This is a genomic window from Anaerolineae bacterium (assembly GCA_016931895.1).
In the GTDB taxonomy this organism is placed as follows: Bacteria; Chloroflexota; Anaerolineae; order 4572-78; family J111; genus JAFGNV01.
The window spans coordinates 18,599-40,124 of the sequence record JAFGDY010000274.1 but is presented as its reverse complement, the minus strand read 5'-3'; the positions used below and the strand labels follow the sequence as shown (position 1 = coordinate 40,124).

Below are 21,526 nucleotides of genomic sequence, written 5' to 3'. Positions count from 1 at the left end.
TTAATGCAATGGTTCGCACCCGACAAGCCTGGTCGCCGGCTTGATGTGCGTCGTTTTTGATAAAATTAAATCACAGTTGCTTCGAGGCCGTAGGCCGAGAAATCTCCTTTAGTTGACACGCCTTAAGGAGATTTCTCGCTGCGCTCGAAATGACAGGCTGCGGTTTAAATTTTGCCGATTCAGAATTTCAGTATTTCAGTATTCAGCATTCCAGAGTCATGGTGAGCGGACGCAACGAAAACCAAGACCGTAGTTACTACTGGCCGGCGCGAACCCGTAACGAGCGGCCGCGCGCGCGCTGAGAGAATTGTTGCTCCACGCGCCCCCACGCACCACGCGATATTCACCGGAGGCCGGGCCGGGGGGATTTTCGGGCGGCGAATTGGCGTAATAATCGGACGCATACCAGTCGGCGGTCCATTCCCAAACATTACCCGCCATGTCATAAACCTGATAAGGACTGGCTCCGATTGGGTAAGAACCTACCGGGGCGGTATCAGCATATCCATCATCATAATTTTTATCGGCCCAATCAAACCCGCAACTTTTATCACAAAAATTAAGTCGGCTACCATCAAAATCATTTCCCCAGGGATAGGCGCGGCCATCCACGCCCCGCGCGGCTTTTTCCCATTCGGCTTCGGTGGGCAATCTGGCCCCGCGCCACCGGCAATAAGTTTGGGCCTGCTCCCAATTAACGTAAATAACCGGGTACTCATTATATTCGGGATTGCCGTAATAGCTATCGCGGGTAGAGGATCTGGTGGAGGAAGGCGGCGCGCAAACGCCCGCCTCTACGCAGGCGGCGTAGCGGCTGTTGGTCAATTCGTATTGGTCAATGTAAAAAGCGTCCAGGGTAACAGTGTGGATAGGTTTTTCATCGTCTTGACCATTATCACTACCCATTTCAAACGGCCCGGCGGGGACCAACACCATTCCGGCGGGTATGGGCGGGGCGGTGGGGGTGGGGGGAATGGACGCGGCCACGGCAGCTGCGCCAAACAGTTCCACCAGGTCGGCGGCCAGCCAGCGTTCCGCCGGCCCGGTCAGGCGCAGCCAGTCGCCGGTTTGGGTTTGGGCGGCCACGGCGTAGGTTTCATTTTGTTTGGCCTCGCCCACAACATTGTACTCTGTGCCCGGCCCGGCCCGCACGTTCATTTTGTCAGTATTGACGCGGAGGTAGGGCGTGGGGGTTGGGGTTGGGGTTGGGAAGGGAGTTTTGGTAGGGGGAATGGGGGTATCGGTGGGAATGGGTGGTTGGGGGGTTGTACCAGTAGGGGGGATGAGAGTATCGGTAGCTGTTGGAGTGGGGGACAAGGTAACAGGTAACAGAGTAGCAACAGGGGTTAAAGTGAGCGTATCTGTGGTAGCCATCACCACGGTGGTCGGCGTTGGGTTGGCCATAATCGGGGTGAATCTTTCAACCAGAAAGGCGCAAACGCCGCAGGCCAGGGCCAAGATAGCCACGGCTGCGCCAATCATCTGCCACAACGGGTCGCGGGCCAAGGCCAGGAACTTCTGTAGCAGGCCGGGCGGTTGCCCCCCTCTCGCTCCCCCCGGCGGGGGGAGAACCAATTCCGCGCCAAGACAGGCCAGCAATTGGCGCAGGCTCTCCTGATAATCGCCCCTTTGAAAATCAAGATATTGCAAGCCGGTCAAGGCCAGTGGAATCCGGCAAGTTTTGTGAACAAGGGGGACAATTTTCAGTTTCAGGGCTTCGGCGTAAAGATACTCCTTGCGCACCCATTCCGCCTGAACCGAGTTAGGCGAGAGAACCACCAAACAGCATTGGCTCTGGGCCAGCGCGGCCTCAATGGTCTGCGTCCATATCTCCCCGCCCACCAATTGGGAAACATCCCACCAGGTGGCAAACCCGGCCCGCTCCAAATCGGCGGCCAGGCGTTCCACAAAAGCCTTGTCCCGGCGGGAGTAGCTAATGAAAATTTGCCCCGGCTGCCCCGCCGAAACCGGCTCGGCTATTTTTTCTGCGGCCAGGCGGGGGCCTGACAGGCGAACCAATTCGGCTTGCAACTTGGCCAGTTCGGCCTCGGTATCTTCAATTTCGGTCAAAATATAAGGCGGCGTATGAATGCCCATCGCGGCCCGCTGCTCTTTGAGTTTTTGTAGCCGGCGCTGATAATTGGCAATTAAGCGTTGCAGGTCGTCCTGGCGAGACATGGTTGGGCCTCAGTCTGAAATGATACATCCCCATTGTAAAGTCAAGTCAGCTTTTCGTCAATCCATAATTGGTTATTTCTTTCTCTTACAGTAAAATAAGGTATATGCAAAAACTTACCATCATCGGCGGCGGCCTGGCCGGAACCGAAGCCGCCTGGCAAGCGGCGCAGCAAGGAATACCAATCTGTCTATACGAAATGCGGCCGGCGCGCCAAACCCCGGCCCACGTGACCGACCAACTGGCCGAATTGGTGTGCAGCAACTCGCTGGGCAGCGATTTGCCCCACCGCGCCCCGGGCCTGCTCAAAGCCGAAATGCGGCGGCTGGGTTCCTTGATCATGCAGGTGGCCGGGGAAGCGGCTGTGCCTGCGGGCGGAGCGCTGGCCGTGGATAGAGAAAAGTTTGCCGGGGGTGTGACCCAACGTATCGAGAGCCATCCTCTGATTGAAGTACGGCGCGAAGAGGTCAAAAAAATTCCCAACACGCCCGCCATCATCGCTACCGGGCCGCTCACGTCTGCGGCGCTGGCGCGGGAGATTGCGGCGCTATCGGGCGAGCAGTATCTCTATTTTTACGATGCGGTCTCGCCCATTGTGGAAGTTGACTCCATCAATCTGGACATTGCCTTCCGGGCCAGCCGCTACGGGCGGGGAGAGCAGGCGGAAGGCGATTACCTCAATTGCCCTTTGAATAAAAATGAATACCTGGCCCTGGTCAAGGCCTTGAGCCAGGCCGAACAGATAGAACTCAAACAGTTTGAAAAAGAAGACAATCACTTTTTTGAAATGTGCCTGCCCATCGAGGAGTTGGCTCGCCGGGGGGAGCAGGCCCTGGCCTTTGGCCCTATGCGCCCGGTGGGTTTAACCGACCCGCGCACGGGCCGCCGGCCTTACGCCGTGCTGCAACTGCGGCAGGACAATTTGGCCGGAACGCTGTACAATATGGTCGGGTTTCAGACCAATCTAAAATGGGGCGAGCAGAAACGGGTTTTTCAAATGATCCCCGGCCTGGAAAACGCCGAATTTATGCGCTACGGGATGATGCATCGTAACACTTACCTTAATTCGCCCAGCCTGCTGGAACCAACGATGCAGTGGCGCGCCCGGCCCGACCTCTTTTTTGCCGGGCAAATTACGGGGGTAGAGGGGTACGTGGGCAACGCCGCTACCGGCTTGCTGGCCGGCATTAATGCCGCCCGGCTGCTGCAAGGCCAATCGCTCCTGACCCTGCCCCCCACCACCATGCTGGGAGCGTTAGGCCACTACATCACTCACGCCGAGCCAAAAGATTTTCAGCCGATGAAGGCCAATTTTGGCTTGCTGCCGCCCCTGGAACGTAATATTCGTCACAAACAGGCCCGTTACCAGGCTTATGCCGAGCGAGCCTTGCGGGATTTGGAAGCGATGATAAAAGAAGTAGGAATTGAAGATGAGAGAGTAGGAATTAGAAATTAGGAGGAGTGTTCTCCTGTCCCCAATTCCTAATTCCTGATTCCTCCTCTCGTTTTACAATGTGATTCTTATGAAAAACAAACGCCTGGCCCAATGGCTACAAGACCACGCCGACATGTTGGGCCACCTTGACGACGAAAAAGATAATACCTTTCACGTGGCTCTCTACGAAGGCATCATTGATCTGGCCCTGAACGGCGAAACCCGGCTGGCCGAATCGGTGGTGGAGAGCGCAACCACCTACGCCGTGGCCATCGGCCGCGGGCTGACCGACCTGCTGGGCGTCCCGCAACGCCTGCGACAGCGCATCTGGCAGCGCATTGGCGAGGAGATTGACCCTGAGCCTGCTTTTGCCATGCTGGCCGACCTTGACGCCATTTTTGTCCATCTGACCCGCGTCACCATTGAAGTTTACCAGGAAACAACCAAACTGGCTCACGCGGCCCGCGCCTCGGAAATCTCCCGCCTGTACACCGAATCCGAACAAAAAGTGATGGAATACGCCGCCGAAGTAGCCCGGGCCAACCGCGAACTGGCTCAATTGGAACAGGCCAAAACCGATTTTATCAGCATTGCCGCCCACGAATTAAAAACGCCCCTGACCCTTATTCAGGGTTACGTGAACATTTTGCGCGATATGGAGATGGGGAAACAGGCCGATTCGCTGGCCGAAGGGATCAACCGGGGCGCAGAACGCATGGGCGTTATTATCAACGATATGCTCGACCTCTCCGCCCTGGATATGAACAAACTCATCCTGATCGTCGAGCCGGTCAGCCTCAAACGGACCCTTGACCTTATTGTGGACCAACTGAGGACGGCCCTGGCTGAACGGCGCCAAACCGCCGCAGTGAACCTGGATACCCTCCCGGAGATTGAGGCCGACGGGCGCCGGCTGCATCAAGTTTTCAAACACATCCTCTACAATGCCATCAAATATACGCCGGATGGAGGGCACATCACTATTACCGGCCAGGCAGTGGCGCCGACCAAAACCAAAGCCGCCTGTCTGCAAATCATCATCGCCGATACCGGCGTGGGCATTGCCCCGGAGGACCGGGACAAGATCTTTGAAAAGTTTTACCGGGTGGGCAATTCAGATTTACATTCAACCGGGCAGACCAAATTTATGGGCGCCGGGCCGGGATTGGGGCTGGCCATCGCCAAGGGGTTAGTAGAAGCGCACGGCGGGCAAATCTGGGCCGAAAGCCCGGGCTTTGACCTGAAAAATTGTCCGGGCAGCAAGTTTATTGTTACCTTGCCGCTCCAGGTTACGCCGCGCTCGGGAATTCATGTAGAGCGCATTGCCCAATTAAAACTTGAAACCGAGGAAGCGGACGCGGATCATTCATGAAACCGGCCCAACGCGCCCAAAATTTACCGCAATATTTTTTTGCCACGCTCAACCAGCGGATTGCCGCCCTCCAGGCCCAGGGCGCCGACATCATCCGGGTTGACGCCGGCAGCCCCGACATGCCGCCGGTTGCCTCGCTGCTTGACATCTTAAAAAGCAGCGCCGACGACCCCACCAAACACAACTATGGCGGTTACGCCGGGCAGCCCCATCTGCGCCGGGCCATAGCCCACTACTACCGGCAACGTTTTGGGGTAGAACTGGCCGACGACGAATTACTCCCCCTTATCGGTTCCAAAGAAGGTGTGGTCAACTTACACCTGGCCTGGCTGAATCCGGGCGAACTGTCGCTCATCCCGGACCCCGGTTATCCCAGCTACTCCTTTGCCCCGTTACTGGCGGGTGGTCGCACCGAGTGGTTTGACCTGCTACCCGAACGGGGCTGGCGGCCCGACTTCTCCGCCATTCCCCAGGCCAGCGCCAGGGCGGCCCGCATGCTCTGGCTCAACTATCCTAACAATCCCACCGGGGCCACGGCTACGCTGGAATTTTTTGCCGAGGCGATTGAGTTTTGCCGCCATTATGATATTTTGCTCTGCCACGATGCGGCCTATACGGATGTGACCTACAACGGCTACCGGGCGCCCAGCGTGCTGCAAGCGCCGGGGGCCAAAGAGATAGCCATTGAATTCAACTCGCTCTCCAAAACCTACAACATGGCCGGCTGGCGGGTGGGCATGGCCGTAGGTCAGCGGGAGGCCGTAAAAGCCCTGGCCACGGTTAAAACCCAAATTGATTCCGGCCTGGCCAAACCCATCCAGGATATGGCCGCCGCCGCCCTCACCGGCGAGCAAAGCTGGCTGGCCGAGCGCAACGCCATTTACCAAAACCGGCGGGACCTCTGCTTGGCCGCCCTGCGCCAAATCGGCCTGGCCGCCGACACCCCTCACGGCGCGTTATACGTGTGGTTCCGCGTTCCGCCGGGGTATACGTCGCTCGGCTTTCACACCCACCTGTTGGAAAAAGCCCATCTCTCCCTCACCCCCGGCCACATCTTTGGCCAAAACGGCGAAGGTTGGATGCGCCTTTCTTTTGCCGCCAAAACAGAACGGCTGCAAGAGGCACTGGCCCGGCTGCAACAAGTTATGCGCTCGCTGCCTCGCTGAATTGCCATGATCACCTCTACCAAAAATCCCCACATCATTGAAGCCCGCAAGCTGGCCCAACGCAAACACCGCCTCCGGCAAAATCGTTTTTTGGTGGAAGGACTGCAACTACTAAGCATGGCCGTTCAGATGAGGGCGACCACCCCTGCCGCCGGCGCCAAGATCATTCCCCGCGAAGTTTTTTACAGCGAAGCCCTCTTTTCCGGCGACACCGCCCCGCGCTTGTTGGCCCAACTCATCAAGGCCGGGGCCAAACCCATCCCCGTTGCGCCTAACGTGCTTGACACCCTCTCCGCGCGCGACACCTCGCAGGGTCTCATCGCCATTTTTGCCCTGCGTGAGTTAGAATACACCCCGGCTGAACTCAAGGCCCTCATCTCCCAGCCTGTCTCCCAACCACGCCCCAACCTCATCCTCGTCCTCGACCAACTGCAAGACCCCGGCAACCTGGGCACGCTCATCCGCACCGCCGACGCCGTTGATGGGCGGGCCGTGATCCTGCTGGAGCCTGCCGTGGACCCTTTTGACCCCAAAACCGTGCGCGGCACCATGGGTTCCCTTTTTACCATGCCCCTGGCCCGGATAAAAACCCCTGACGAACTTTGGCCTATGCTGGCCCAAGCAGGCTACCGGCTGGTAGGGGCAGACGCAACGCGAGGTGAAACCGCCTGGCAAAGCAACGTTTTGGCCGGATCGGTGGCCCTGGTATTGGGCAACGAAGCCCGCGGCCTCGATCCCGCCTTGCGCATCCACCTGACCGATTACGTCAGCCTGCCTCTCCGCGGCCATGCCGAAAGTTTAAATGTGGCCGTGGCAGGAGGGGTGTTGATGTATGAATGGCTGCGGGTGAACGAAACGAGAACGACAAAAATGTTTAGAAATTGATAAGTTCAACTTCAAACTCAATGCGCCAACATAACGTAAGAATCCGGCCTGCCTACACGTCAAGATAAGAGTTATAAACTACGCCTTTTCCGGAAACCGTTTAAATGATAACAATCTCCGTAACCGGCCCGCACCAGGGCCAACCTATACTAACTGCCGGAGCGTCTCTTGACCAAGCCCGGGCCGTGATGATTTTGGCGCATGGGCGGGGGGCCACCGCCCAAAGCATTCTCACTCTGGCTCAAGAAATTGACCGGCCCGGCTTTGCCTATTTAGCGCCGCAAGCTGCCGGGAATACTTGGTACCCCCACAGTTTTCTGGCCCCCCTGCCGGATAACGAGCCGCATCTCTCCTCGGCCCTGGCCGTTTTGGAAAATATGATCGCTCAGTTGGCCGAAGCCGGTTTTCCGGCGGAAAAAGTGATGCTCGTTGGCTTCTCCCAGGGGGCCTGCCTGGCGCTGGAGTTTGTGGCCCGCCACGCCCGGCGTTACGGCGGCGTGGCCGGCTTGAGCGGCGGGCTGATCGGCCCCGACGGTACGCCGCGCGACTACGCCGGTTCGCTCAAGGGCACGCCCATCTTTTTGGGTTGCAGCGATGTGGATTTTCACATCCCCAAAGAGCGCGTCCACCATACCGCTACGGCGCTGCGGAGTTTAGGCGGCAAGGTGACCGCGCGGCTTTATCCCGGCATGGCCCACACCATTAACCGGGATGAACTTGAATTTGTCCGGGGAATGATGGCCGGGACTGTGGCTCATTTGAGCCGGACTTTGCCTGAAAAGCCGGATTGGCCCAAACAATAAACTCCACCGGTTTCTTTTACTGTCCTTGCGCCAATCGCGAATTTTGCCAGGCCAGCTCCTCCTGCACCAAGCGCACCAACAATTTATCCAGGTTCTCCACGGAATAATCCTCAACGTGATGGGTGGTGGTGTCGCCGGGCGCGCCGCTGTTGGTAGGGCCTTCGTAGGTCAGGAAAATGAAGCGGCCCATGGTGTATTGCGCCAACTGGCGAAAAACGTATTCACCCTGGTCGTCCAACCCGCTGCTGGCAATGGGGAAAATTTTGATGCCGCGCCGGGCTGCACTTTCCATCTCCTCGGCGTAGTCGTAGTCCTGGGCGTAATCCAGGTGAGGCGGCGCGTCGGCCACCAGAAAGATGAGTTTTACGGCGTTGCCGGTGCGCCATTCTACCTGGTTCACGGCCTTGTGCAGGCCCTCGTTCAACGATTCAGGATAGTCGCCCCCGCCCTCGGCGTAAACTGTGCTCAGATTCTTGGAAAAATCGCGCACGTCGGGGGTGAAGTCATACACCCGGCTGATAAAACTGTCGCCCCGGTCGCGGTAGGTGACCATCCCGTAACGCGCCTCAGGTTGGCCGGGCAGGGCGTCAATCTGGGCGGCCACATCAAAAATGGTGCTTTGAATTTGAGCAATTTCATCGGCCATGCTGCCGGTGGCGTCAATGAGAAAGAGAACGTCCAGATTGATGGCGTTAAAATGTTTCTGAGCATCCAGCGTCACCGTCCAGCGCTCGGTGAAGGCGTTCGACGCCTGCGCGTCAAAACGGGTGAGGGTGAATTGTTCCAGCAGGTTGTCTTTGGCTACTTCCACCAAAAAATGATCCGCCTGCGTTGCGGGAATATGCAACGCCTGGGGATGGAATAGCGCCTGGCCGTTGGCGTAGGTGCGAGCGCGGTAAATTTCCTCGTTCTGCTGCTGTCCGTCCAGGAAAATCCGCACGGCAGCATCCAACACCGGATTGCCCTGCCCGTCTTTGACTTCAATGATGTAACGCTCGCTCACATCCCGGTCGTGCACGTAGGGGCCACCATAGTTGCGGCGATAGAGCAAGTAGTCGTCCCACTGGGCGTTGTCATCCACCTCACCGGCCCGGAGGGGTTGGGATTGTTGGACGGCTTCGCCTCGACCCTCTCCGGCAAAGGTTTCCACCTCGCCGGCCTTCATTTCATCCGCGTTGTCGGCCATGCCGGCCGGGGCTAATGGTTCAGCCGGGGCCGCCGTAGCCAGAGGCACAGCCAGTTCTTTCTCCACTTCCACCTCGTGGACAACGCCCCCCTCCTCCGCTCTTTCGGCAGCGGGTTCTTCGGCCACATAACCGGCCACCGCTTCTTTGGGCGCGTCTTCTCTGGCCGGGGCATTTTCCGCCGGTTGAGAAGCCGCTCCGCCCCAAAAGCTGCAAGCGGAGATAAGGAATACTACTGAAACCAACAAAACAAGACTGCGTACTATTCTATGGGTTGTCTTAAGAATTGACATCTTTCATCTCCTTTAGATAATATTAGGTGTGCGCCTGTTGCAGATAAGACGACCCAAAGTGTAAATTGGTTCCCTCAAGGCACGAACAAAAGATGGCGAACAACGAAGGACGAACTTGATTATTCGTGGCTCGTTGGTCATTCGTCGTTGGTCGTTATTGGAAGGCAGATAATTATGGCTAAAGAAGACACAAAACTGATTTTAATTGCCGACGACGAAGCCCGCATGCGGCGTTTTATGCAGATGAATCTTGAACTGGAAGGCTACCGGGTTATTGAAGCCAGCAACGGCCTGGAAGCCATAAACCGGGTGCGCGAAGACTTGCCCGACCTGGTGCTGCTGGACGTGATGATGCCGGACCTGGACGGCTTTGAAACGCTGCACATCATCCGGGAAACCTCAACCGTGCCGGTGATCATGCTGACCGTGCGCGATGAAGAAGAAGACAAGGTAAAAGGGCTGGAACTGGGCGCAGACGATTACGTAACCAAACCCTTCAGCCCCCGCGAATTAGCCAGCCGCATCAAGGCCGTCTTGCGCCGCACCGAAATGGATTCGCCTGGCCCCGGCAGCAGATCATGGGTTAAAGTAGACGATTATCTCCAGATTGACTTCAATCACCGGCAGGTATACGTGGACGGAAAGCCCATCAAACTCCGCCCCACCGAATACCGCCTGCTTTACCACCTGGTGCAAAACGCAGGCTACACCCTTAGCCATGAAACCATTCTTTCTAAAGTATGGGGGTTTGAGTACCAAGACGAAAGCCAATATGTGCGGCTTTACATCACCTACCTGCGCCAAAAAATTGAGCCGGACCCGGCCAATCCCCGCTATATTTTAACCGAACGGGGCATCGGCTACCGTTTTGTGGACTTTAAAAAACAACAGGCCGGAGGCGAGGGGTGAAAGTTTGCTTTATTGTTAATCCCGCCGCCGGCGGGGTGGGCAGCACATTTCAAAAACAGGTGGTCAAAGCGGCAAACCAACTGGCAAAACAGGGCTGTAAAGTTGAACGTGTTGAAACAAAAGCAAAGGACGACGGGATTCAGGTAAGCCGACAGGCCGCCGCGGCCGGCTTTGAGGTGGCCGTGGCCGTGGGCGGCGACGGCACAATAAATGAGGTTTGTAATGGACTGGCCGGCACAAATACCGCCCTGGCCGTAGTGCCGGCGGGGACGGGCAATGTTTACGCCGCTGATTTAGGTATCCCCATCTGGAGTCCCCTTCACTTTGACGCCGTCACCGAGGCGGTCAAACTCATTATGGCCGGCCGTCGCCGCCGGATAGATTTGGGGCGTTTGCATTTGGCCAATGGCGCCAGCCGTTACTTTTTGATGTGGTGCGGCATTGGCCTGGACGCGGCCATTACCCAGGCCAAATCACCTTCTACGCCCGTGCGCGAGCTAAACTACGCCAGTTGGGTGGTAGCCGGCCTGATGGTTACGTTTGACTTTATGGGCACCCAGGCCACCATTACCACAGATAACGGCACCGAAAAACAGAGAGTTTTAATGGCCCTGGCCAGCAACGGCCAGCTTTACGGCCGGCTCTGGCGCATTGCCCCGGAAGCCAAAATGGACGATGGCCTGCTGGACGTGGCGGTGATGAGCGGCCATCGCTGGCCCTCAACCATCAAACACGTGCTTGGCCTTACCTTCAGGCAGCACGTCAAAGACCCCGATTTTCACCTGTACCGGACCACGCGCCTGCGCCTGTCAACCAAAGAGACCTTGCCCGTACACGTTGACGCCGACCCCATTGGGGCCACACCCATAGAAATTGAGGTGGCGCCCCTGGCCCTCAACGTGATTGTGCCCCATAATGCGCCGGAGCGATTGTTTCAAGCCTACGCCAATTCCACTTCAGGTTGATGCATGGTGTACAAGCCTATCCCCACCTATCTCATCATCGGTCACGTAGCCAGAGACAATACGCCCACCGGGGCTATCCTGGGTGGGACCTGCAGCTACTCGGCCTTGACCGCCCACAAATTGGGCTGCCACACTGCCGCCGTAACCAGTTACGGCCCCGACCTGCCCTCCCTGGCCGCCTTAGAGGGCATTACCCTCAGCACTATCCCTGCCGGTCAAAGCACTACCTTTGAAAATACCTATCAACATGGCGTCCGGCAGCAGAAATGGCTGGCCAGCAGCGCCTCGTTATCGCTCCAAGATGTGCCCCCGGCCTGGCGCAACGCGCCCCTTGTCCACCTGGCTCCCCTGGCCCAGGAGTTGTCGCCCACGCTGTGCGGCCGGTTTCCGAATAGTTTGGTGTGCGTTACCATGCAGGGCTGGCTGCGAGGCCAGGACGCCGCCTACCAAGTGATCTACCAACCCCACCCCCACCTGGAAACCTGGCTCTCAAAAATTGACGTGTTGGTGCTCAGCCTGGCCGATGTGTTTGGCGACCGCGCTGCTCTGGCTCATTTTCTCAACTCGGCCCAAGTGGGCGTGGAAACAGTAGGGCCGGAGGGCTGCCGGGTGTATTATCAAGGACAGGAGACCCACGTGCCGGTTGAGCCTGAAGTGGAGGTTGACCCCACCGGCGCCGGCGACATCTTTGCCGCCGCTTTTTTTATCCGGTACTATGAAACCAGAAATTTTATCCAGGCCGCCCAATTTGCCAATGCCTGCGCCTCACTCTCCGTTAAAAAAAGGGGCATGGAAAGCATCCCCAGCTTGCCGGAAGTGGAAACGCGTCTGGCCGAACTTTATGGTTCCCAACCCAGGTAAAAAATCATGAACTTCACTACAGAAAAAATGCACCCCCCAGAAGACTGGCCAACCGTGCAAGCCATCTACCGGGAGGGGCTGGATACGGGCCAGGCCACCTTTGAAACAAAGGTCCCTGATTGGGCGGCGTGGGATAAAAACCACTTGCCGGATTGCCGGCTGGTGGCCAAAAGCAATGGGTTGGTGGTGGGTTGGGCGGCCTTGAGTCCGGTGTCGCGGCGGTTTGTTTACCGGGGCGTGGCCGAGGTGAGCATTTACCTGGCGGCGGCAGCCAGGGGGCAGGGTATCGGCAAGGCGCTGCTGCAAGCCTTGATTGCCGAATCGGAACGGGCCGGAATATGGACGCTGCAAGCAGGCATTTTTCCCGAAAACATCGCCAGCCTTACGTTGCACCAAGCCTGCGGCTTTCGAGAAGTGGGCGTCAGAGAACGGATTGGCCAGATGAACGGCGTGTGGCGAGATGTAGTGTTGCTGGAGCGGCGGAGTAAAGTGGCGGGGATTTAAAGGAACGCGCTCAGCCACCCCGGCTCTGAACTGTTTGGATCGCCTCCTCGTAAATTCTAATTGTCTGACCGGCCATATCACTAATCATCTGGGGACAATCACCCTCGTGGGGCAACAGAATGTTGTTACAGATATGGCGATGTTGCAAGGCCCAATTGAGGAAATGAAATAGCGTTGAGGTGGCCGGTCGCTGCGCTATCACCTGATCAAACAGGTCCATCGCCCGGCTGGCGGCGGCCTGAAGCCGGTGAGCCGGCGCTATTTCTTTAGCCTGCACAGCGTGATAAAGGGCCACGTACGGTCGGGCATCAACCTGGACCATACTGACGACAAAGCCCTTTGCCCCGGCCAGCAGGGAATCAACCAAAGATCTCTCTTTACCTTGCAGCAACTGGAAATCGGGAATTTCATCCACAAGCCTGACGGGGGATTTGAAGCGGCTGAAGTCGCCGCTGGAATCCTTGAACCCAATGATATTTTCATGGCGGGCCAGGCGCTGCACCATTTCCCAATCCAGTTTCACTTTGGCAAATACCGGAATATCATAGATTACCACAGGCAGGGGGCTGGCATCGGCAAATTTCGTAAGGATGGTTTCTATTTCCGCCTGGCTGTAATCAAAATATCCCGGCGCCGTTGCCACGGCAAGGTGAGCGCCGGCGTCAGCCATCGCCCGGGCATTTTCTAACATATCGTCCAGTCCGGTCGCCATACAGCCGGCCAGCAAGGGCGTATCGGGGCCAATAAAGTCGGCTGCCGCCCGGCAGACCCCGGCCCGGTCGCGGCGGCTAAACCAGGGACCTCGCCCCGTGCTGCCGCCCACAAAAATACTATGACAACCTGCACCCAAAACGTAATGACAGACAGCCCTGAAACCGTCCAAATCCGGTTCGCCGGTACGGGTGCAGGGGGTTACAATGGGGACAACAATGCCTAATGTTTTCATTCATCACCTCTGTTCGGATAGTAGCTGATCCACCAGCGCCCGTTCATTGGCCAGGGTGGACACCAGGCCATCCAGCCGCGCATTACGGAGAGTTTCCAGAATGACCCGGTAGAGAGGGCCGGGCTGGAGTTGGAATTCTTGCCGCAGATAGTTGCCGTCAATCACTGGCGTCACATCGCGTAGCTCGGTCTGGAAACGGGCCAGTTGCCGGCACACCGCGTCATCCTCGCCTTGCAGGGCCAGCCAGGCAATCAGCCGGGCGTCGTCGGAGGTGGAGGCCAGGTGTTGATAGAGACGGCTGGCTTTTTTGGCTCCGGCAATGGCCGCGCGATTCGACCTGATTTGATAGGCGCTGTTGAGCATCGCCCGCTGGTCGGAACGCAGGTTCAGGCGCTGCATCAATTCGGCCAACTCGTCGCCGGCCAGCCAAAAGGACATCAAACCCAAATAGTGCGCCGTATCAGGTGTGATTTCAGCCCAGGGCGTTTCGGCCAGGTGACGCAACAGCTTCACCCGCTCGATGAGCCACTCGTCAACCAGCAGACCGGGATGAATAGCCGCTAAAATCCCCAGCCGGTCGAGTTCCCCCAAAGCTTTTTCGGGATGCCTTTCCCGAAAAATCAAGGCCAATTCGTTAAAAATACGCTCGCCGCTAACCCGGCGGAGCAGGTCCAGGGCATTTTTTAATAATTCGGCGGTGCGCTCTTCCAGGGTAAACTCCAAACGAGCCAGCAGCCGGGCGGCGCGCAGCATGCGGGTGGGGTCTTCCACAAAACTGAGACTATGCAGTACCCGGATGAGCCGTACCTCCAGATCGTTCTGGCCGCCGTAAAAGTCAAGCAATTCGCCAAAACAGTCGGGGGCCAGGCGCAGGGCCAGGGTATTGATGGTAAAATCACGGCGATGCAGGTCTTGCCGGATGGAACTTTGCTCCACTTCCGGCAAAGCCGAGGGATGGCGATAGAATTCGGTGCGGGCGGTCACAAAGTCAAGCGAGGCCAGCGTGGCCCTGTTGTCGCCGGAAGGCGGAGCAAAAGGAATAGGGTCGGCCAAAATCCATTTAGCCGTGCCAAAACGGCTATGGCTGTGGACTCGCCCGCCACGCCGTTCGCTCAGCTGCCGCGCCAGCATAATGGCGTCCCCTTCCACCACCAAATCCAGATCAAAGCGCGGGCTGACCCTGGCTTTGGCCGCGTCGTCATCCTCGGCCAACATGGTCAGCAGCAGGTCGCGCACAAACCCGCCCACCAGATAGAGGGTGTCGCCCTGGCCCACGGCCAACTCGCCAGCCTCGCGCAATAATTGCAGCAGTGGCGGCGAGAGGGCTTCTTCTAATTGCGGGGTGAGGTTGGGCGCCGCCGGCGCTTCGCCGTTGGCCATCTGCCACAGGTTGATCAAATCGGTGCGGGTGACAATGCCCATCACTTCGCCGCCGGAGTGGTTGAGCACCGGCACCTGGCCGATACCCTGTTCGGTCATCAGCTTTTGCACGGCGTCAATGCCATCGGCGGGCGTGACAAAAAACTCACCTTTTTTCATGAACTGGCTGATAACCGCGCCTTCCAGCCGGTGGCGGCAAGCTTTGTCAATTTCCCGGCGCGAGAGCACGCCCACAATTTGGCCCGTGTTTGGATCAACTACCGGAAAACCCTCGTGGCCGTAACGGTTCATCATTTCGGCGGCGTGGCGCACCGTGTGAGTAGGGGCCAGGGTACGTGCGCCCCTGGACATTACCTGGGCCACGGTGGTGGCCGGCTGCACTTCCAGTTCCAGCAATTTGAGCAGCTCTTTACGCAGGTCGGGCAGCGATTTTTCTTTAATGAGCGCCGCCGCGGCCCGGGGATGACCGCCGCCGCCAAAAAACTCGGCGATATGGGCTACATCAATGGCCTCGCTGGTGGAACGAGCCACCATCTGCACATGGTCGCTCATCTCAATGAAAATAAACAGGGCTTCCGGCTGGTATAAGTCGCGCAAACGATGCGCCAAGGTGCTCACTTCTTCCACGTAACGGTCAATACTGGCCAGGCCAATGATAACGGTGTGGCCGTGGGTGGTACGGGTTTCCAGGTTTTCCACCAACTGCTCATATAATAGTTTTTGGGCGTCACTCATGGCGTAATTGAGATACTCGCGCATGATGTCAAGGCGCGCGCCTTTTTCCGACAACAACCAGGAAGCGGCTTGCAGGTCGCGGGGGGTGGTATTGGCGTAGGTCAGCGAGCCGGTGTCTTCGTAGATGCCCAACAAAAACAGGGTGGCCTCGATTGACGAGAGCGGTAGAGAGGCCTTGCGGATTTGTTCAACCAGCAGGGTGGCGGTGGCGCCGGTATCGGCCAGGCTGACGGTTGTAGCCGGGGCAGGGCGTTGGTGCAGTTCGTGATGGTCAATGATATGCAGAGGCGTGTCTGGCCCCACCCCTTTGAGAGTAGGTGGCTGCTGCGTATCAACCAGGGTAACCCGGCTGATCGGTTTGCGCTCCAATTCGCTCAGGCGCACAAAGGGTAGCTGATTTTCATAGAGGGTAATAAAATCTCGCACGTTCCGGTTGACCGTGTTGGGCAACACCGGCGCAGCGTCAGGGTAAAGCCGCCATGCGCCCAGCAAGGAAGCGATGGCGTCGAAATCTGCGTTGGGATGAGTGACGATGACGTGCATAGCTTTAGTATACCACGAAGCCGCGCAGAGCAGAAGCAGGGAAAGGCATGAGGATACGTCAGTTTGAGGTAGGCGGCCAGTTATGCGCCCTTTTCAATTTCGGCCCAATGATAACGACTAATGACCTGGGGCAAGGTTTTGGTAAATTGGGGGCTTTTGGACAGGCCCATTTTGAAAAGCAAAAATTTGGCCATCGTCCACACGGTGGATAGGCCGTAAACCGTGCTGCGTTTGAAATTGATGGAGGAGGCCTCTTTGAAGTAGCGGGTGGGCACAGCAATTTCGCCAATTTTGAAATTAAAGGCAGTGGCCTGGGCCAAAACCTCGCTGTCAAAAACAAAATCATTGGAATTGAGCACAAAGGGGATAGTGGTTAAAAACTGGCGGCTATAGGCCCTGAAACCGGAATGATATTCGCTCAGGTTCTGGCCCAGCACCAAATTTTCCAACCAGGTCAAAAAACGGTTGCCGATGAATTTATAAAACGGCATGCCTCCTTTCAGAGTGTCCCGGCCCAGAAAGCGGGAGCCAATCATCATATCATACGCGCCACGCCGGATTGGCTCAATGAGCGCGGGAATCCGGGTGGCGTCGTATTGGTTGTCGGGGTGCAGCATCACCACAATGGTCGCCCCCTCCTTAAGCGCCTCCAGGTAACTGGTTTTTTGATTGCCGCCATAGCCCTTGTTTTGCACGTGAATTATGGTTTTTAAGCCCAGCTTGCGGGCAATCTCCACGGTTTCATCTTCACTAACGTCGTCTGTTAAGATCACTTTATCCACCACTTCCCTGGGAATGCTTTCATAAGTAACTGCTAAGGTTTGGGCGGCGTTATAGGCGGGCATAATCACGACTACTGACATCTTTCTTTCACCCCGGTTATGGCAAACGATAAATTTTGATAATCGGCCCCGGCCGGCGGCGATAGAGGGTATCATCGGCCGGGCCAAAAACCTGGTCATGGTAAAAAAAGCCGTCATATTCAGCCACGTAGGGTTGAAAAAGGGCGATGAGTGCGGCATTTTCATCCAGGGCCTGCATACGGGCGGCCAGTTGCGCCTGGTGAGCTTTATCGCGCAGAGGACGGGCATAATGAAAACTGCTGGCGATAACGTATTGCACGCCCCAGGCCCGGTATTGCTGGAGGTCTACCTCGGCTACTCCCCCGTCAGGCACAGGGACAAAGTTATAAGGGCCAATTTTCAGACCGGGCATGGCCAGGGGCGGCCCCCACGGCGGCGCGAGCACGGCGGCGGCCAGGTTACTACCCGGCGGAATATTTTGACTAATCCAATGCAAAGCCTCCGTGCGGGTGTCGAGCTGGCTAAAAACATGATCGGCGCATAAGGCCACGTAGGTTGAGGGGAGGGTCAACAAAAGCATAACCAGTAACCCCAGAAACTTGGGCCAGGGATCATTCTGAACGAAACGCAACAAGGTGGAAAAGCTCCACCGTTTGACCCCCACCCAAATTGTTTCGGCAGCCAATACGGCCATTGGCGGGAGTAGCGGCGTTAACCAGCGCACAAAGTACATTTCTTGTCGCTGTAAATAGAAAAAACCGATGAGGGGCAAGGCGAACAACACCAAGTCGGCGCGGCGATGTCGCCACAGGGCAAATAACCCGGCGACCAGGAAAAGCACAAACAGCGGCCAACCAAATCCCCAGATCAAGCCTTTTAGATAAAAAAATGCTCCGCCAGCCGGATCGAGATCAAGCCCCAAAAAGCCGGTTTGCGCCGACTGAAGATTTTCACTGAAATCGGCCCAAAATTCTTCTCGTTGCCACAACGTGTAGGGGGAAACCAGCAAATAGCTGGCAATCGCTATTAAACCGGCCAGCCCAACCAACCAGAGCCGGCGGAGGCGCTCCGGCCAATGTTGATACCTTTGACTGAGGAGATGGGCCGCGCCCAACGGCAGCGCCAATAATCCGGCTGAATATTTGGTGGCGGCGGAGAGGCCCAAGGTTAGACCCGCCCATAAATAATCAGATGGATGAGCGCGTTTGACAATGTTGAGGCAAAAATAGAGGGTTACGGCCGCGCCCAGGGCCACCGGCGCGTCGCTTACGGCAAAATGGGCTTCTCGGGCCGGGAGAAAAGCCAGGCCAAAAATGATGGCCGCGCCCAGGCCGGTTTCGCGGCTGTAGGCGCGCCGGCCCAAATGATAAACCATTAAGGTGGTCAAAACGCCCATCGCCACACTGGTGTAACGGGCCAGGTACACCAGGCCGGTAATCCAGGGCAACATCGGCTCGCTCCAGGCGGCGTTCAAGTCAAAAAAAGCGGGGAAAGCGTTAAAAAGTTTTAGGCCCGCGTAAGTTAAGGTGTAGACCACGCCAATAAAATAAGGGTACAGGGTTGGATTATAGTAGGCCAGGGGTTGAAAATTTCCGGAAACAACGCCGATGGCGGGCAGAATGTATTGCTGTTCGTCGGGGTGGTAAGCAAATGGCAGGCCAAATTGAATGCCCCAGAGCCGAAGGCAAAAGCTAAAGAGCGTGATGACAATTAAGAAAAAGCGGGTTGTTTGGGGTGGTACCATAGCTTCTTAGGAACGGCGCTCAAATAACTTCTCTATTTGAAAATTGGAGATCAGAGAGGGAGAGATTATTGACCTGAAATCTCCAATCTCCTTCACGCCAGTCCTAATCTCCCGTCGAATGGGATAAGTTAATTGATTTTCAATTCTTAGCTTATCGAATCAGGCGGATTAGTCAATTTTCTCCAAGGTAATTTCATTTGACAAGCTGTTTGCCAAAGCAGCTATTTTGGATAAGATGGTGTAATCTGGATGAAGAGCCATTAATTTTTTACACCAACCCACAAACTCAGAGCAAACTGTGCCTGTTTTGTCCAAACTCAGACAATTCTATATCTGGCCACTGGTCTTGCTCATTGTCGGCAATAGCTTGATAATGATCAAACCAATCCCTCCAGAATTACGCTATGCCGCAGTCCTGATTTTGCTGGCCTTTTTGTCTGGTTGGGTCTGGCTGCAAGCTTTTTCGGTGCGGTTGGATGATATGGCCGAACGCCTGGTGCTGGCGATTGGATTGTCCCTGGCCCTGACCACGCTGGCCGCGATGCTGGCCGTTTACCTGCCCGGCCCTCTCACCGACAGCCAATTACTTATCATCAACAATGTGCTCATCGGCGGGGGCTTGATCATTATTTGGCGGCAGCGCGGCGGCACTCGCTCTCCTGTTGCCCGAAATTTCACCTTGATCTTTGTGGCCCTGGTGATTTTGGCCGCCGCGCTGCGCCTGCCCCGGTTAGGCTACGCCGAATTTCACGAGGACGAAGCCGAAGCCCTGATGCTGGGCGTGCGCCTGCTGCAAGGCGAAGATTACGCCCTCTTTTTGCACCGCAAAGGCCCGGCGCAGATGCTTACGCCGGTCTCCTTTTGGTTGCTGACCGGCCGCCTTGACGAAACTCTGGCCCGCTTCCCCTTTGCCTTCAGCAGCATCTTGAGCGCAACTACTCTCTTTTTCATGGGGCGGCGCTGGTTCAACTGGCCGGCGGGCCTCATCGCCGGGCTGCTGTGGGCGGTCAATGGCTACGCCATTGGTTTTGGGCGGATGGTGCAATACCAGGCCCTCATCTTTTTCTTGGGGCCGCTGGCAATTTATTGTCTCTACCTGGCCTGGCAAGAGAACCAACCCCGTCTGCAAATTCCGGCCGCCATCCTGCTGGCCGCCTGTCTGCTGGCTCATTTCGACGCGCTGCTGTTGCTGCCGGCTGCGGGCTACTTGATTTGGCTTAACCTGAACAGGCAAATAAAAGAGCAACCCAGCAAGGCCGTCACGGTTCTGGCAGTACTTCTTTTTCTGGCTCTATTGGCCGCTTTTTACATCCCTTACCTGCTTGATCCTGAATTTGAGCATACTGTTTCCTACCTGGCCGAATCGCGCGTTAAGCCGGGTTTCCTTTACAACAACCTCAAGCTATTGCGGCGACTGGACCAAGATTATAGTTCTCACTTTTACTTGCCGCTGGTGGCCCTGGGCCTGCTCAGTTTTGCCGTTGGGCAGACGTTGGGTTTTGCCCAAAAATGGCGCTGGGCGGCGCTGGGTCTGGCGCTTTTAGGCGGGTCTACCCTGTGGCGACCAGAAGTTTGGCAGAGCGGTTCATCGAGCCTGGCCGGATTACCCTGGCTGTTGCTGGGCCTGATCTATATCTGGCTTTCTCCCTCCCTTGAGAGCAGAACAGCCTGGCTCATGGTTGGCCTGCCCTTTATCGGCTACGTTTTTTTGGTAGACGATCCGCGCACGCATCTTTACATTATTTACCCCGGCGCGGCGCTACTGGCCGGGGCAGGCTGGGCTATTCTGACCGGCAAAACGACAGGCTGGCGGCGTGAGGACAAAGGGACAAACATTTTGACGACAAGTCCTCCTTCAATGCTGGGCCTTGCGGCTAAAGTTTTTGGATTAATCATCGGTGTTCTGCTGGTGACTCTGGTTGTGGTTTATAATGTTGCCGTTTTTCTACAAACTGAAACGTCTTTTTCCAGGCTGCAAACGCAATGGGAATCCTCAAACTGGGAAATGATTTACGACGACTTGCCCCAACCAAGAACCTATTTTGGCTACCCCAAACGTGAAGGCTGGAAAACAATTGGCGCCCTGCGGGCGCAAGGTCACTTTTCCGGCGACTTTCGCAGCATAAACGAGGATTTTATTATTCCCATCTGGTACAACTATGGCCAGGCTCGCTCTTGTTACAATACCCCGGCCCATTTTTTTGTTCGCTCTACCGGGGACGAGCCGCCCTCTACCGAATACGTTGAAACAGGGCAAGTGCAACGAGAGGGCGAAGTTCGCCTGCGCATCTTCTCCAAGCAGGCAGAAACTCTGATCAATTCACCTGTTTACCCCCTGGAAAAGTACGAAGATACTTTTGACCAACTGGCCACCCCGCTCCAATTTGCCCAACAAGCCGAACCAACCCAAAAAGGGGATGCTCAATTTGGTTCGGCCATCAAGTTTGTGGGGTATAACCTGCCCACGACCACTGTTGCCGCTGGCGAAACCCTTTATCTTGATCTATACTGGCAGGCCCTGGAAAATCCGGGCAGGGATTACCGGGCTTTTGTTCATTTGACCGACGGCGCAACCCTGTGGGGCCAGCAAGACGACGACCCAGCCTGCCGCCTGCCCACCTCCATCTGGCGAGCCGGGCAGCGAGGGATGGGTCAATTCCGCCTGCCGGTCAACCCGGAAACGCCGCCGGGACACTACCCCTTGATCATCGGCCTGTACCGGGCCGACACGCTGGAACGCCTAAAAATAACCGGCGGGGCCGGCCAACCGGGCGACGATTTTTTGTGGCTAAGAGATATTGAGATCACCAGGAGATAATGCC

General features: G+C 56.7%; 16 protein-coding genes. 10 read left to right on the top strand and 6 right to left on the bottom strand.

Annotated elements, in window-relative coordinates:
* Positions 1-216 precede the first annotated feature (216 nt).
* Entirely contained in the window at positions 217-2,178 is a 1,962-nt protein-coding gene (locus JW953_21100) for an SUMF1/EgtB/PvdO family nonheme iron enzyme (GenBank protein MBN1995201.1), read from the bottom strand.
* Between the two features lie 104 nt (positions 2,179-2,282).
* On the opposite strand from JW953_21100, the gene trmFO reads away from it, so the two are divergent.
* The 5 genes from trmFO to JW953_21075 all read left to right on the top strand — a co-directional run bounded on the left by trmFO (position 2,283) and on the right by JW953_21075 (position 7,837).
* Positions 2,283-3,632, top strand: coding sequence for a methylenetetrahydrofolate--tRNA-(uracil(54)-C(5))-methyltransferase (FADH(2)-oxidizing) TrmFO (gene trmFO, locus JW953_21095; GenBank protein MBN1995200.1), 1,350 nt, complete (start codon positions 2,283-2,285; stop codon positions 3,630-3,632).
* A 67-nt stretch (positions 3,633-3,699) separates the two neighbouring features.
* The gene (locus JW953_21090) at positions 3,700-4,983 is read left to right on the top strand and encodes a HAMP domain-containing histidine kinase (protein MBN1995199.1); all 1,284 of its coding nucleotides are present in this window, start codon (positions 3,700-3,702) and stop codon (positions 4,981-4,983) included.
* Entirely contained in the window at positions 4,980-6,149 is a 1,170-nt protein-coding gene (locus JW953_21085; protein ID MBN1995198.1) for an aminotransferase class I/II-fold pyridoxal phosphate-dependent enzyme, read from the top strand. The genes JW953_21090 and JW953_21085 overlap by 4 nt, the downstream gene beginning before the upstream one ends.
* Positions 6,150-6,155: 6 nt before the next feature.
* On the top strand, positions 6,156-7,034 hold the full coding sequence (locus JW953_21080; GenBank protein ID MBN1995197.1) for an RNA methyltransferase: 879 nt from the start codon (positions 6,156-6,158) through the stop codon (positions 7,032-7,034).
* Positions 7,035-7,138: 104 nt separating this feature from the next.
* Positions 7,139-7,837 carry an alpha/beta hydrolase gene (locus JW953_21075; protein ID MBN1995196.1) on the top strand — a complete coding sequence of 233 codons (699 nt, stop codon included), beginning with the start codon at positions 7,139-7,141 and terminating at the stop codon, positions 7,835-7,837.
* A 16-nt stretch (positions 7,838-7,853) separates the two neighbouring features.
* On the opposite strand, the gene JW953_21070 is transcribed toward JW953_21075, so the two are convergent.
* Entirely contained in the window at positions 7,854-9,314 is a 1,461-nt protein-coding gene (locus JW953_21070; protein ID MBN1995195.1) for a VWA domain-containing protein, read from the bottom strand.
* 174 nt (positions 9,315-9,488) lie between these two features.
* Between JW953_21070 and JW953_21065 the strand changes: the two genes are divergently transcribed.
* Genes JW953_21065 through JW953_21050 form a run of 4 tightly spaced genes read left to right on the top strand, consistent with a single transcriptional unit; the run spans position 9,489 to position 12,553 of the window.
* Positions 9,489-10,223, top strand: coding sequence for a response regulator transcription factor (locus JW953_21065; protein MBN1995194.1), 735 nt, complete (start codon positions 9,489-9,491; stop codon positions 10,221-10,223).
* The gene (locus JW953_21060) at positions 10,220-11,188 is read left to right on the top strand and encodes a diacylglycerol kinase family lipid kinase (protein ID MBN1995193.1); all 969 of its coding nucleotides are present in this window, start codon (positions 10,220-10,222) and stop codon (positions 11,186-11,188) included. Before JW953_21065 ends, JW953_21060 begins: the two co-directional genes overlap by 4 nt.
* A 3-nt stretch (positions 11,189-11,191) precedes the next feature.
* Positions 11,192-12,049, top strand: a complete 858-nt coding sequence (locus tag JW953_21055; GenBank protein ID MBN1995192.1) for a ribokinase — start codon at positions 11,192-11,194, stop codon at positions 12,047-12,049.
* 6 nt (positions 12,050-12,055) lie between these two features.
* Positions 12,056-12,553, top strand: coding sequence for an N-acetyltransferase (locus JW953_21050; protein ID MBN1995191.1), 498 nt, complete (start codon positions 12,056-12,058; stop codon positions 12,551-12,553).
* 10 nt (positions 12,554-12,563) lie between these two features.
* On the opposite strand, the gene JW953_21045 is transcribed toward JW953_21050, so the two are convergent.
* The 4 genes from JW953_21045 to JW953_21030 all read right to left on the bottom strand — a co-directional run bounded on the left by JW953_21045 (position 12,564) and on the right by JW953_21030 (position 18,704).
* Positions 12,564-13,499, bottom strand: coding sequence for a dihydrodipicolinate synthase family protein (locus tag JW953_21045; protein ID MBN1995190.1), 936 nt, complete (start codon positions 13,497-13,499; stop codon positions 12,564-12,566).
* Between the two features lie 3 nt (positions 13,500-13,502).
* Entirely contained in the window at positions 13,503-16,157 is a 2,655-nt protein-coding gene (locus JW953_21040; GenBank protein MBN1995189.1) for a CBS domain-containing protein, read from the bottom strand.
* An 80-nt stretch (positions 16,158-16,237) separates the two neighbouring features.
* Positions 16,238-17,002, bottom strand: a complete 765-nt coding sequence (locus JW953_21035; GenBank protein MBN1995188.1) for a glycosyltransferase family 2 protein — start codon at positions 17,000-17,002, stop codon at positions 16,238-16,240.
* A 34-nt stretch (positions 17,003-17,036) separates the two neighbouring features.
* On the bottom strand, positions 17,037-18,704 hold the full coding sequence (locus tag JW953_21030) for a glycosyltransferase family 39 protein (GenBank protein ID MBN1995187.1): 1,668 nt from the start codon (positions 18,702-18,704) through the stop codon (positions 17,037-17,039).
* Between the two features lie 373 nt (positions 18,705-19,077).
* Here JW953_21030 and JW953_21025 point away from each other — a divergent pair, with 373 nt between their 5' ends.
* On the top strand, positions 19,078-21,522 hold the full coding sequence (locus JW953_21025) for a glycosyltransferase family 39 protein (protein ID MBN1995186.1): 2,445 nt from the start codon (positions 19,078-19,080) through the stop codon (positions 21,520-21,522).
* Positions 21,523-21,526: the final 4 nt, after the last annotated feature.